Genomic DNA, 13,125 nt, shown 5'->3' with positions numbered 1-13,125 from the left:
CCGCTCGGGCCGTCTTTTTAAAAACACCGCTCGGGCGCCGGGGGGGCGCCCCCCCCCCACGGCTGTTCGGTGACGTAAATGCACCTGAAGCTCCATGGTCGATCAGTGTAGGCCTGGAGCCCACCAGCAAGGCTTCACAGCTTGTTGGAGGGGCCAAAGCCGACCTTTTCAGGCCGACAGCGCCTTCATCAAGCCGTTAGCACCAAGGATTTTCATCACTCGTTTCATATTGTAGGCGAGCACATTCAAGCTCATCTCCGCACTCACCCCGGCCAGCTTTCGCGTCAGGAAGTGTGTCGCCCTCATCCATTGTTTGAGCGTCCCGAAGGGATGCTCAACCGTCCGTTTTCGGACTCGCATCATCTCTGGTGCTTTGCTCAGCCGATGCTGCATCTCCTCCAATACGTCTTCATGCTCCCAGCGTCGAACTCGTCGTTCCGTGCTCGGTGTGCACTGCGATTTCAACGCGCAGCCCTGGCATTTCGAACTCCAGTAACGATGTAATTTCAGGCCTTTTTCAACGTAGGAATAGTGCCAGATCAGCGACTCTCCAGCCGGGCAAATGTATTCGTTTTTTCCCGCGTCATAGAGGAAGGCATCGTTATTGAAACGCCCGTCAGCCTTGGCTCCTGAGGTCATCGGCTTGGGCACATAGGCGGTGATGCCTGCATCGTGGCAAGCCAGGATTTGTTCGCTTTTGAAGTAACCTCGGTCAGCCACTACCGACAACGTATCTGACGCCATCGCCTCGCGGGCCTGCTTGGCCATCGAGCTGAGTTGATCGCGGTCTGAACCGACGTTAGTCACCTCGTGCGCAACGATCAAATGGTGCTGAGTATCGACCGCTGTCTGCACGTTGTAGCCGACGATTCCCGTGCCACGCGTCATCATGGAACGGCTGTCTGGATCGGTCAGTGAGACCTGTTTATCCGGCGATTCATTGAGCTGAATTTCGATCGCCTGAAGCTCTTTCATTTGAGTTTTGAGCTTGGCGATTTTCTCTTCCAGCCGCACGGCACTGGGCTCGGAAGCTGTTGGTTCTTGCCGATCGGCAGCATCGAGTGCCGTCAGGTAACGGTTGATGCTCGATTCAATTTCTTCCATTCGCCGCTTCAGTTTGGCGCTGGTGAAATTGCGGTCGCGGTTGTTGACTGCTTTGAATTTGCTGCCATCGATGGCGACCAGATGTTCTCCGAACAGTCCCAACTGCTGACACAGCACCACGAACTGGCGACAGACGCCTCGGATGGCCTTGCTGTTGTCTTTTCGGAAACTGGCGATGGTCTTGAAATCCGGCATCAACCGCCCGGTCAACCACATCAGCTCGACGTTGCGTTGAGCTTCTCGCTCCAAACGGCGGCTCGACTGGATGCGGTTGAGATAGCCGTAGATGTAGATCTTCAGCAGGATTGCGGGGTAGTAAGCCGGCCGGCCAGTAACGGCGGGAATGGCACCTTCAAAACCCAGATTGACCAAGTCTAGTTCGTCGACAAAGACGTCAACTACGCGCACCGGATTGGTATCGCTGACGTAGTCGTCGAGGCTCTCGGGAAGAAAGGTGCCTTGGCCTCGATGTTCACCTTGGATGAAGCGCTTCATGGGCGATCCCTGCGATGAAAACCTCAGAAATCATAGCAAGTGTTCGCGAAGGCGTTTTTACACACTCTGGGCCAGAAGCAGCCATTCACCACCATTATTTGAAGCGTGAAAATGCCTTTTTGATAGTGCCCACTTCGCTCGATATCTACACCTCCTCTAGGTCTCCACCTCTTTTACGGGGGACATGATGCGACGTAGAAATCTAGTAGCGTTGAGTGCTGTGCAAGATGGAAGGGAGGGAACTTGCGCGCCCTCGACTTGCGGGTGATCTCATTGGTTTTGTGTTGGCCAGATGGCTCGCCAATAGGTTCTCAGACTTGCCCTTTAGGGCGCAATCAGGACACGCCCTTTAAGGGCACCGTTGGCACATCACATGCGCTCACCTAATAAATATTTGGGGGATATAGACGTCGGCCGTAGTCCGTTCAAGCGCAGTGCCAGGGCAATTCGAAGTGTCCGTTCAGCCGGATACGGGAAAGATCATTATACTTTCATCACTTGTCTCTTCGGCATGCAACCGAACTGGCCCGGGCTTCTGCCCAGGCCAACTCTTCCAACTCAGGCCGCAGGCTTGAGCACCACTTTTGTCCATCCGTTGTCACGTGCATCGAAGTGCTTGTAAGCGTCAGGCCCGTCAGCGAGTTTCAGCCGATGAGAGATGATTTGCGCCGGGTTGGCACGACCATGGTGAATGAGTTCCAACAGGCGACGGTTGTAGACTTTGACGTTGGCTTGCCCGGTTCGAATCTGCTGTCCCTTGAACCAGAAAGCGCCGAAGTCGAAGGCCATCTTGCCTTGCTTCGCCAAGTCATTTTTTGCACCTGGATCCTCAGGCACAAACACCCCGACGACACCGATGCCACCCGTGGCCTTGGTCGAAGCGACGAGGTTGTTCATGGTCAGGTGATTGGCTTCATGACCATGCCGGTCGCAGCACTGATAACCCACGCACTCACAGCCGCGATCGGTACCTTTGCCATGCGTCAGATTGAGAATCTGATCCACCGCTTCTTTTTCCAGCGAGTTGATCGGCGTGGCGCCCATCTGTGCAGCAAGCTTCAATCGGTCAGGTTGGTTGTCGACCACGAATACCTGGGAGGCGCCTTTGATCATCGCGGAATGCGCGGCCATCAGACCGACCGGGCCGGCACCATAGATGGCAATGCTCTCCCCCGGTAAAAGTCCGGCCAACTCTGTGGCGTGCCAGCCCGTTGGAAAGATGTCAGAAAGCATGACGTAGTCGTCTTCACGCTCTTGCGCATCCTCGGGCAGCACCAGACAGTTGAAGTCGGCGTATGGCACACGAAGCAATTCCGCCTGTCCCCCCTGGTAGGGCCCCATATCTGCAAATCCATAAGCTGCCCCTGCGCTACCGGGGTTCGCAGTCAAACAAAAACCTGTCAGGCCCTTCTCGCAGTTATCGCAGAAGCCACAACCGATATTGAAGGGCAAACAAACGCGATCTCCCACTTTGACTCGATCGACCCCCGCGCCTACCTCGATCACCTCACCGAGATTTTCATGCCCGAACACACGTCCTGTCTCCATGGATGTGCGTCCTTCGTACATGTGCAGGTCTGAACCGCAGATGTTGGTCGTGGTGATTCGCACGAGGACATCTGTAGGTTTTTCGATTTTGGCATCCGGGACATTTTGCACGCTGACATCACGTGGGCCGTTGTAAACGATGGCTTTCATGTCGTTCTCCCATTAGCAAAACGAAAGGTATGTTTCGTCTGCTCTAATTCAGTGAGGAAGAAATGAACGTAGGTTCAAACAATTGACTAGGTTAGTGACAAGCGGTAAATCCCAAGTTCGCGCGTCGACAAGACTGAATTTGTTGCTACAGCAAGCGTCTCTTTCTCGAGCGATTCGGACGAAAAGTGACCGTGCAAAATCAAGGCGTGGATTCAAGTCTCAGCGTCAGCTCGGCTCACTGCCCGGCGCTACTCAAGAATGTAATCCAGCAGGAGGTGAAGCGTTTGGCCAATTTTGATTGGGTTCAATGGCCCGCGATGATGGTAACTGTGCTGGCAGCGTGGCTAATCGGATCTCAACGTCCAGCAGGCCGAAATGGCAGGATTTGTATGTTTCAGATTGAGTAATGTGCTCTGGGTTATTTGGGGAGTCTACGCACAAGCGTATGCGCTCATCGCCCTGCAGATCTGCCTTTTCCTTATGAACCTGCACGGCTTCAAAAAGAATATTGAAGGACAACAAAACTAGGTTCCCCGACGCTTGGGATCTGCGTCGGTAGATCTCAAGTGCCTTTAGGTCGGCACGTCTGAAATAGGGCATACACGCAAATCCTAACTTCAACGACGTCGGAACGAATTACCTGGCTAAGGATTTGATTGGTGCAGGTAAATTGGGAAGGATTACAGTCAATTCAAGGAGAGGTCGTCATCGTTGAGGATGATCCTACGTTACGCTCGCTGATGGGGGATATCGTTGAGGAGATTGGCGCAAAGGCCACAGCGTTTGATATGGCGGATGACGCGTTAACCTATCTGCTGCATGCACATGAACGGTGCTGTCTGGTGATCGCTGACCAGTGTTCCAGGACAAATCTAAGGCACAGAATTTATTGAGATGCTCATGGCACGCCTAGTTCAGTCATGCATCCACTTATCGTCAGGAAGCGTACCTGCGGCATACCTCAGGTTTACCGCTTTCTCTGCGCAACTTTTGATTGCCGCTTATTGGGTTATTCGACTTTTGTGGATGTAGTTAAATATTGGTCATGGCCCTCGACAGCAAAACGTAGCGGAATGTAGTCTGCCGCTCCATCACGCAGTTGTCCGCAAACACGCTTGGAGGATTGTAGCTGCCTGGCCTAGCCACCTTCTGTCTCAAGAATTGAGAACGATGGTATCCGCGTTTGTGTACGCAGACACGCGTAACTCAAAGTCACTGAATCTCCGACCCACTTGTCCATTTAAAGCAGCAAAAGCCTCATGTAGCAGGGAATTCAGTCATCCCCACGCCCTTTCGCCCCAGTTGCTTGACGCCATACATGGCCTGATCCGCCGCTTTGAGCAACGTATCAAGACTCTGGCCATGAACAGGGCACAGTGAAACTCCGACACTGCAAGAGACCGTTAGCTCTCCTGCACTTGTCACGACAGTCTGCGCGACGGTGTCGAATACCCTCGCCGCCTGCGACTCAGCACTCTCGGGGTCAAAAAGATGGGAGATTATCATCACGAATTCGTCGCCACCGTACCGGGCAACGGTATCGCATGAGCGGATGGCTTGAAGCATGCGGTGGGCGACTGCTCGCAGAACCTGGTCACCTACTTCATGGCCGTAATGGTCATTGATTTCCTTGAAGTGATCCAAGTCGATCAAAAGCACCGCGAACGGAATACCCTTAACTTCCCAATCAGAGAAGGCTTGGGAAAAACGCTCGGCGAATAGGTTACGGTTAGGCAGTTGTGTAAGCACGTCATGCGATGCGAGATAGGCGGAGCGTTCGTGCTCAACGTCGGCTTTTTCTATCGCCTTAAAATGCTTGATCATGATCATTGGCATCAACACAAGAGCCCCGGCGAGCACTAAAAGAATCATCAACATTTCTTCGGTAAGGACATCCCCGAAACGGAGTTGCCGCACAAATACCAACGTCATGGGCTGAGATGAACTGCGGATCTCGACACGGTCGTTCAATTGCGGCAAAAACAGACGATCAATGAAGCCGGCTTGTTGAACCTGCGTTGAAAAAACATCGCTTTCAGATCCGGCAGCAGTCTTTAGAACGGCAGCGATGTGAACCAGTGGATCGACGTTAGCGTGATTTACGGCTTCAAGTAGTGAGCCAGTCTTGATCAACAGCAACGACACCATAGTGCTACCAAAAAAATTGGGCGTGGCGCTCCCTCGCTCTTGCTCGGGCCGAATGACTGACTGCATCAGAATGTAAGCGCTACCCCCCTCGTACATATCGAACACGGGGGAAACCACGGGTTTCTGACTGTTGTACGTTCGTGCCAGCGCGAAGGAAAGGTAAGCGACCGTTTCTAACCTTACACCGTAAATCGAGCTAGATTCAGGGAGTAACGGGTACATAAACAGCACTGGCCAAGTCTCATTGAGATAGACCTGAGGTTGGACAGGCTGCTGAGTGAGGCTCGGGAAATCTTTGAGCGCAAAGTCTGGCCGCCATGTGCGCCGCATCAGATCTTCAAAAGCGGCCTGCTCGGCGATAGGTACAGCGCGGGCTGCCTCGAGCATGTAGATATGAGGGTAGGCTGACAATACGACTGCCGCGTATCGCGCCGTAGCCTCAGTATCACTTTGATCTACGGCTTGCAGGAATGCCGAGAAGCCCGAGAGCACTGCTTCATTGGTATCAAGCTGATTGCGTACAATCCCAGCAATATTTTGCACATACTCGGAAAAATACGTTTCCCTTCGCTGAGTCTCGGACTTCAGCAAAAGCAAGGCTGAAAAAAGAACCAGGCCGACGGCTAAAAAAATAAAGCCCATCAGGGAGCTGCGCCGCTTAGTCCATATCATCCTGATTTTCCAATGCGCAGAGTGTACAAAATGCTATGGCCGACCTATTTGATGTCAGCTCGTCGGGCTGTGTTCGGGGTGAGGCGAACACCCGCCAATCGGAAAGCAACCTTGGCAAGATTATAGGTTGTCAAATTTAGGTTTGGGCTTTATTCAGTGCTAACGTGAGCTCAAATTCATTGGTGAATGCTTAAGGACTAGGCAAAGAGGCCCGCTCTGACAGAACGCCTTGCAAAAGAGCCATATTAGCCCTCAGGCACTCTCTCTCGGCCTCTTCTCGGGTCTGATAGGTCGTCTTCAGCTGAAGCTTCTCCTCATTGTCATAGAGGTTGAAACCTATGGGTGCAGTCTTGCAGCAGAACCGCGTTCCGTTACGCGTTGATCCCGTTTCTGTTGGTATTGCAGGGACAACAACAAATCTCGACATCATCTTCACACCCACTACAAAGCACCTCTTCACTATTAGCGGCTATAAGTATCCACTTAAATTAGGTGGACACCATCGCCCTAAGCGAAGGCATCAGAAGGAGTGTTTGCCGGACGCTTACAACGAGCTGCCGCCAAAGGTTAGTTATCTTCAAAAGCCTTGGGCTATAGATTCGTTAGTTTCGGCGATAACTGAGCTTCTTCATCAGCAAAGTCCTTTACGTCCTTCCCGATGAAGAAGTGAATATCGGTAGAAGATTATTTATAACCTAAACTGTCCTACCTGTGCTTCAAGGCTCTTTGCTAGAACCTGAAGGGCTTGCGCAGTTTCAGAGGTCTCTTCGACCGCCTGACTGTTCTGTTGAGACATCTGAGCGATGCGCTCGACATTACGAGCCACGTCCTGACTTGCGGCGGTTTGCTCACGAAGGGCCAGCGAGATCATGTTGACTACACTTACCACATTGCTCGACGCATCGCGGATGTTGACGATGGCTTCACCTGCCTGGTTGGCAAGGTCTACGCCTTGCTTCACTTGTTCGACACCTGCGTCCATGTTGGTTACGGCATTACGTGTGCCGGTTTGAATTTTCTTAATCATCCCAGTGATCTCTTGGGTAGAGTTGGCAGTTCGCTGCGCCAGAAGACGTACCTCATCAGCCACCACCGCAAAACCACGTCCCTGTTCACCGGCTCGAGCAGCTTCAATCGCTGCGTTCAATGCCAAAAGATTCGTCTGCTCAGCAATGTCTTTGATTACGTTAACAATCGATGAAATTTGCTCTGAGTGCTCACCCAGCTCCCCTATCTGAGTCGCCGATGCCTGAACGGTTTCGGCGATGAGCTGCATGCTTGCTAGGGTGCTCTGAATGACATTGCTGCCATCCAGAGACTGCCGACCGGAGTCAGTAGAGATGGCATGCGCCTCATCGGCGTTATCCGAAACATGGTTAATGCTGACGGTGAGTTCTTCCACCGTCGCGGCCATAGAGGACGCCGCATTAGACTGCTCATGAGTTGAAACAGAAAGCTGAGTAGAAGCACTAGAGATTTCGTGAGCGGCGGCTACAAGCTGCTCTGCGCCGACTTTGATTTGGGTAATCATACTGCGCAGTCGTTCCTGCATAGTCGCAAAGGCATCGAACAGCGTACCTACCTCATCAGTTCCTGTTTTTTCGATGCGCGAATCCAAGCGCCCATCCGCAATTGTCTTAGCAATATCTACTGCCAGACTGAGTCGTCCCACGATTGTTTTTGACAGCGTTACGGCAATAAAAATAGCGAATATTATCGCCATTAGACCGCCGCCCATCAGGATGGTTAACGCGGTGGTTTTTGCATCGTTCATTTCAATTGATCGGGTATTCAGCAGCTGCTTCTCTTCTGCCTGAAGGTCGGAGACAAGCTGCCGCATCTCATCCATCTTCGTTTTGTCCCGCCCTTCGCCTATCAACTTAATGATTGCATCCATAGGCTGCAAGCCGGCTGAAATCTGCTGACGGAGACTTATTGAGCCTTGAATATCTTCTTGAAACCAACGCGTCTCAAGCTTCTTTAGACTCTCGAGCCTTTGTTGCTGAACTGGATTGTCAGAAGTGAGCTGCTTTAGCTTGGTGTAGCTTTTCAGAAACGCCTGTTCGCCTTCTCGCAGCGGCGCTAAAAATGTATCTCTTCCCGTGACAGCGTAACCTCGCATTCCCGTTTCAATGTTAACGAGACTGCCTAGCACGGCTGCGGACTCATTCAGCACATCGTAGGTATGGATGTTGCTTTTGACCGCAATGCTGACTTGATCAAATCCTCGAAGGGAAGTCATCACCAAGACGAGGATGACTGCCAAGACAATTCCGAAGCCAGCATAAAGCTTTTTTGCAATGCTCAGGTTGGCCAGCATGCTTTTTGTACTCCTAAATTTGCACGAAAAAATGCACCTTTCGGTGTCGTTATCCTCAAATTTTTGCAGAGAGGAGATGGGAAAGGTTTGAGCGAATCACCACTGTTGGGGGCTGTGCAAGTACGCGTGGGGGGGCAGAAAGCAAATCGCTGACTAGCTGATGCCAGAATGCCATACCTTTTCATAAAGCTATACAGAAGATTTATTTTGTATAGGTTTTTATGAGCGAGCCACTATGCGTGTTTTCATCAATGGTCTGGCTTCGAGGGAGCGCTGCGAACGAAGCGCAGGTATCGGCGTTTCTACGGGATAGATGCTCGCGTCTCAATGCTGGGCATTCAATCTTTTAAGAGAAATTCTCGGGCGAAGCCCTAGGACACATCAGTTACACCAAGCTTTTCTGTTTGAATTGTGGCTTGGCGCATTGACCTCAAAGCGGTATTGGTCACTGAGTTCACTCCTGCGTGGAGAGCGGCAAAATGACAAGCATCGCTGTCGCACTGTATCCGTCCGGCCAAGTCATCTACCCAGCCCGGCGCTTCTATTGCCAGCATCGCGCTCAGCCATAGCCTCAACGCAAACCTCGTCCATAAATGGATTCGGGTACAAGCGCAGAAAAACACGGCGCCGCAACCTGCGTTTATTCCGTTACCCATGCAGCTGGCCGGAGTAAATTCGCAGGCTGCATCATCGAATATCTGCGTTGAGATCCAGCACCCGCGTGGCACCGTCAAAGTGAACTGGCCAACTGAAAGTGCTGCTGCGTGCGCGACCTTTCTTCGAGACCTGCTGCGATGATTCGCATCGACTCCATCTGGCTCGCCACCGAGCCGATGGACATGCGAGCTGGCACCGAGACCGCGTTGGCCAGAGTGATAGCGGTGTTCGGTGCGGCGAAGCCGCACTGTGCTTATCTGTTCGCCAACCGCCGCGCCACTCGGAGGAAAGTTCTGGTGCATGACGGCTTCGGCATTTGGCTGGCTGCTCGCCGGTTGAACCAAGGTAAGTTCCACTGGCCAGGCATTCGCCATGGCTCTGAAATAAGGCTGGATACCGAGCAACTCCAGGCCCTGGTGTTGGGCCTGCCGTGGCAGCGCGCGGGCTCCGGCGGTGCGATCACACTGTTTTAACGGCTGCCATTAGCCTATCGGTCTATCGCCGCGAATTGCCTGGTCTGGCAAAATCGGCACCATGACTTCGCTCCCCAATCTCGATCACCTTACCCCTGAACAACTGCGCGCTTTGGCGGCGCAGTTGATACAGCGTGTCGAGACACTCGACCAGCAAGTCGAGACGATGGGCAAGACGGTCGAGACCATGGGCAAGAAGATCAACCGCGATCAGACGGTTATCGAGAAACTGACCCATGAGATCGCGCAACTCAAGCGCTTGAAGTTTGCCAAGAGTAGCGAGCAGTTGAATCCGCAGCAGACCAGCTTGCTCGATGACTTGATCGATACCGATATCGCGGCGATTGAAGCTGAGCTTCAAGCCTTGCAAACAGCTCCTACGCCGACCGAGAAAAAGCAAAAGCCCAAGCGCACCGCGTTGCCGGCAGAATTTCCACGCACGTTGATTCATCACGAACCGGACAACACCCACTGCCAATGCGGCTGTGCACTCAAGCGCATCGGTGAGGACGTCAGCGAGAAGCTGGACTACACGCCCGGCGTAATTACCGTCGAGCGCCATGTCCGTGGCAAGTGGGTATGCGATGACTGCGAAACACTGATCCAGGCACCCGTTCCGGCACAGGTCATCGACAAGGGTATGCCGACCGCCGGGCTGTTGGCCCACGTCATGATCGCGAAGTTTGCCGACCATCTGCCTCTTTACCGTCAGGAATCGATTTTCGGTAGAGCGGGCCTGGCGATTCCACGCTCAACCTTGGCCCAATGGGTTGGCGTTACTGGCGAGTTGCAGTCTCTGGTCGATGCGCTACGCGATGTAGTGCTCGGGCACCAGGTCATCCACGCCGATGAAACACCCGTGCAGATGCTCGCTCCGGGCTCGAAGAAAACCCATCGTTCTTATGTGTGGGCCTACGCCACCAGCCAATTCTGCGAAACAGCGGCTGTCGTTTACGACTTCAGCCCCAGCAGAGCCGGTGAGCACGCTCGCAACTTCCTGCAAGACTGGAAGGGCAAGCTGGTGTGTGATTATTTTGGCGGTTACAAGGCCAGTTTTGAACTCGGCGTGACCGAGATCGGCTGCATGGCCCATGCGTGACGCAAGTTCTTCGAACTGCACGCCACCAACAAGAGCCTGCTCGCCGAGCAGGCCCTGCGTTATATCCAGTTGCTGTACGAAATCGAGAGCGAAGTCCGCGACCTTGAACCGGATTTACGGCGCCGAATACGGCAAGAAAAAGCCTTACCGGTGATGGATATGCTGCATGCCTGGATGATCGCCCAGCGTGATCTTGTGCCCGAAGGTTCGGCTATCAGCAGAGCGTTGGATTACAGCCTGAAACGCTGGGCAGCGCTGTCGCGCTACCTCGATGACGGGGCCGTACCCATTGACAACAATTGGGCCGAGAACCAGATCCGCCCCTGGGCTCTTGGACGCAAGAACTGGCTCTTCGCAGGGTCGCTACGTAGCGGCAAACGGGCAGCGGCGATCATGAGTTTGATCCAGTCTGCGCGGTTGAATGGGCATGATCCGTATGCTTATTTGAAGGATGTTCTCACGCGGCTGCCGACACAGCGGGCGAGTGAAATCGAACAGTTGCTGCCGCATAACTGGCAGCCACCTAAACTGGGTTAACTCACTAACCTAAGGACATAGAATGCTCATTGTCTTCAGCGGCCTTCCAGGTACCGGAAAAACGACTATCGCAAGTGACCTTGCCACCAGAACAAGTGCCGTGTATCTGCGGATCGATACGATTGAGCAGGCTATTCGAGACTCTGGTGCTCTTGCACAAGACGTAGGGCGGAGCGGTTACATGGTCGCCAATGAGCTTGCTCTGAGCAATCTTCGTTTTGGCAGCACGGTCATAGTTGACTGTGTTAACCCAGTAATCGAAAGCCGAAAGGCGTGGAGCGATATCGCCACACGCTCTGGTGCTCCATTAGTGAACATCCAAGTGATCTGCTCTGATAAACATGAACACCAGCGCCGGGTAGAAACCAGAAAGATTGATATTCCTGGGCTGACTCCACCAACCTGGCAGTCTGTACTGGATCATGAATACGAGGCGTGGGAAAGCGCTCCGTTTAATATAGACACAGCCCTGACGTCTCCGGCGCAGGCGGTGGCGATGATCACCGAACGATTTTTATCCAAGGAGTAGCGCCAGCTAAAGGCCCAAGGTCGCAAGGTGTGATTAGCAGACGCTTACTGCGTATTCCCAGACTCGCTGGATAAAGGCGCAAATCTTGATATCGGCTATATGCCTGGCCCCCTGTCTTGGCTTGTTGGTGAAAGCTTACAAAAACTTGGCGTCGAAATCCTTAACAAAGGTATTACCGGCCAGTGTTATCAAGACAGGAAACTGCTTACCGGAGATAGCCCGCTTGCCTTCAATAACCTAGGAAAGCTGGCTGCAGAGGTGCTATTGAAAGAAGTTAGCCTGTGAATCGGCAACAATAAGATGCAGAACTGCCCCTGAGAGTCATTGACGTGTACAGGACTTACGGGGGCAGCTCGATACAGTGGGTCTTAAGCATATGCTGCACACCATATTGTGACATCAGCCACGGAGCTTCCGAGTATTAGGGTGCTTAGACCTTGATGCTCGCCTTGAATAAAGCGTTTCATGTGCACTTACAAGACTAGGTCGGTTTGCTTCATAACGAAGACGGAAACGACACCAGAAAGGTAATTCACTGTCTGCGCGAGATCATCATCGCTTTTTAACATGTGAAGAGCTTTCCGCATCTCGTATCACTCCTACTGCTTGGCAGATTGTGCTGACGCACTGAAGCATTTCTACGTCCGAGCTAAGCCAGAAACAGATCATTCTGGAGCATAATCGTGTCGCTTTTTCTCTGATTGTCGCCATTCTTGCCTTATTTGAAGGACGTCCTGACACGCCTGCCGACACAGAGGATGAGCAAGATCAAGGAGTTACTACCGAACAAGTGGCAAGCCATTTAAACACGCAAGGCGGGTTTATTGGCCGCTTACCAACATTTTTATCGCGACGCTGAAAATACGGAGAAATCTGGAGGTATATCGATGAATGCACGAGTAAGATGACTTGTAAACCAAAACAGGGTATGGCGTTCTGAATCTTAACTAGGTTTTAAAAAACTAATGAGAAATGTGTTAGGAGAGAAGTTATGAACCGTAAGATTGTTTCCGGACTTGTTTTATCAGCAATTGGAATATACATCTTAGGGCCTCAATCTCCATTACGTACAGAGGCGCAAGAACTGTCCACCGAAAGCTCTGTATCGGTTGTTGATAGCCAAACCACACCTACCGCAGTCGCATCTGATGGTGCTGACAATGTCGGCACCGGCGCGTTGGCTCGAAGCGGTGCTGAGCATGGCACAGGCCAGGTGACCGCTGATGGTGCCGATCATGTCGGGGCAAAAGGTCTGGCCGCTGATGGTGCCGATCATGTTGGAGCAAAAGCTCTGGCCGCTGATGGCGCCGATCATGTCGGGGCAAAAGCTCTGGCCGCTGATGGTGCCGATCATGTCGGGGCAAAAGCACTGGCCGCTGATGGTGCCGATCAT

At 52.7% G+C, this 13,125-nt stretch carries 7 protein-coding genes and 3 pseudogenes; 6 read left to right on the top strand and 4 right to left on the bottom strand.

Annotation, left to right across the window (positions count from 1 at the left end):
* Positions 1-168: 168 nt before the first annotated feature.
* Entirely contained in the window at positions 169-1,599 is a 1,431-nt protein-coding gene (locus QMX98_RS25445; RefSeq protein ID WP_282411550.1) for an IS1182 family transposase, read from the bottom strand.
* A 558-nt stretch (positions 1,600-2,157) separates the two neighbouring features.
* Positions 2,158-3,297: a glutathione-independent formaldehyde dehydrogenase gene (locus QMX98_RS25440; RefSeq protein WP_282411549.1), complete on the bottom strand. Its 1,140-nt coding sequence runs from the start codon at positions 3,295-3,297 to the stop codon at positions 2,158-2,160.
* Positions 3,298-3,614: 317 nt separating this feature from the next.
* Between QMX98_RS25440 and QMX98_RS25435 the strand changes: the two are divergent.
* Positions 3,615-3,825: pseudogene (locus tag QMX98_RS25435) on the top strand (hypothetical protein).
* Between the two features lie 729 nt (positions 3,826-4,554).
* Here QMX98_RS25435 and QMX98_RS25430 read toward each other — a convergent pair.
* The gene (locus QMX98_RS25430) at positions 4,555-6,117 is read right to left on the bottom strand and encodes a sensor domain-containing diguanylate cyclase (protein ID WP_282411548.1); all 1,563 of its coding nucleotides are present in this window, start codon (positions 6,115-6,117) and stop codon (positions 4,555-4,557) included.
* A 688-nt stretch (positions 6,118-6,805) separates the two neighbouring features.
* Positions 6,806-8,437: a methyl-accepting chemotaxis protein gene (locus QMX98_RS25425; protein WP_282411547.1), complete on the bottom strand. Its 1,632-nt coding sequence runs from the start codon at positions 8,435-8,437 to the stop codon at positions 6,806-6,808.
* Positions 8,438-9,231: 794 nt separating this feature from the next.
* On the opposite strand from QMX98_RS25425, the gene tnpB reads away from it, so the two are divergent.
* The 5 genes and pseudogenes from tnpB to QMX98_RS25400 all read left to right on the top strand — a co-directional run.
* Positions 9,232-9,567 (top strand): IS66 family insertion sequence element accessory protein TnpB, encoded by a 336-nt coding sequence (tnpB, locus tag QMX98_RS25420; RefSeq protein WP_282411546.1) that lies wholly within the window; start codon positions 9,232-9,234, stop codon positions 9,565-9,567.
* Positions 9,568-9,628: 61 nt separating this feature from the next.
* A pseudogene (locus QMX98_RS25415) lies at positions 9,629-11,203 on the top strand (IS66 family transposase).
* 22 nt (positions 11,204-11,225) lie between these two features.
* On the top strand, positions 11,226-11,732 hold the full coding sequence (locus tag QMX98_RS25410) for an AAA family ATPase (RefSeq protein ID WP_095053636.1): 507 nt from the start codon (positions 11,226-11,228) through the stop codon (positions 11,730-11,732).
* Between the two features lie 48 nt (positions 11,733-11,780).
* Positions 11,781-12,017, top strand: a pseudogene (locus QMX98_RS25405) (protein deglycase HchA); the annotation flags it as partial.
* A gap of 706 nt (positions 12,018-12,723) precedes the next feature.
* The coding region (locus QMX98_RS25400; protein WP_282411545.1) for a phage infection protein at positions 12,724-13,125 on the top strand (402 nt) is incomplete at its 3' end.

The sequence above is a fragment of the Pseudomonas sp. PS02303 genome (genome assembly GCF_029959925.1).
GTDB classification, from domain to species: domain Bacteria; phylum Pseudomonadota; class Gammaproteobacteria; order Pseudomonadales; family Pseudomonadaceae; genus Aquipseudomonas; species Aquipseudomonas mandelii.
Note: the sequence above shows the minus strand (reverse complement) of the source record. Positions and strands in the feature narration are given on the sequence as shown.

Excerpts from the sequence above, each read along its gene's own strand:
- QMX98_RS25445 (WP_282411550.1), bottom strand. The coding sequence starts at position 1,599 with ATGAAGCGCTTCATCCAAGGTGAACATCGAGGCCAAGGCACCTTTCTT.
- QMX98_RS25440 (WP_282411549.1), bottom strand. The coding sequence starts at position 3,297 with ATGAAAGCCATCGTTTACAACGGCCCACGTGATGTCAGCGTGCAAAAT.
- QMX98_RS25430 (WP_282411548.1), bottom strand. The coding sequence starts at position 6,117 with ATGATATGGACTAAGCGGCGCAGCTCCCTGATGGGCTTTATTTTTTTA.
- QMX98_RS25425 (WP_282411547.1), bottom strand. The coding sequence starts at position 8,437 with ATGCTGGCCAACCTGAGCATTGCAAAAAAGCTTTATGCTGGCTTCGGA.
- tnpB (WP_282411546.1), top strand. The coding sequence starts at position 9,232 with ATGATTCGCATCGACTCCATCTGGCTCGCCACCGAGCCGATGGACATG.
- QMX98_RS25410 (WP_095053636.1), top strand. The coding sequence starts at position 11,226 with ATGCTCATTGTCTTCAGCGGCCTTCCAGGTACCGGAAAAACGACTATC.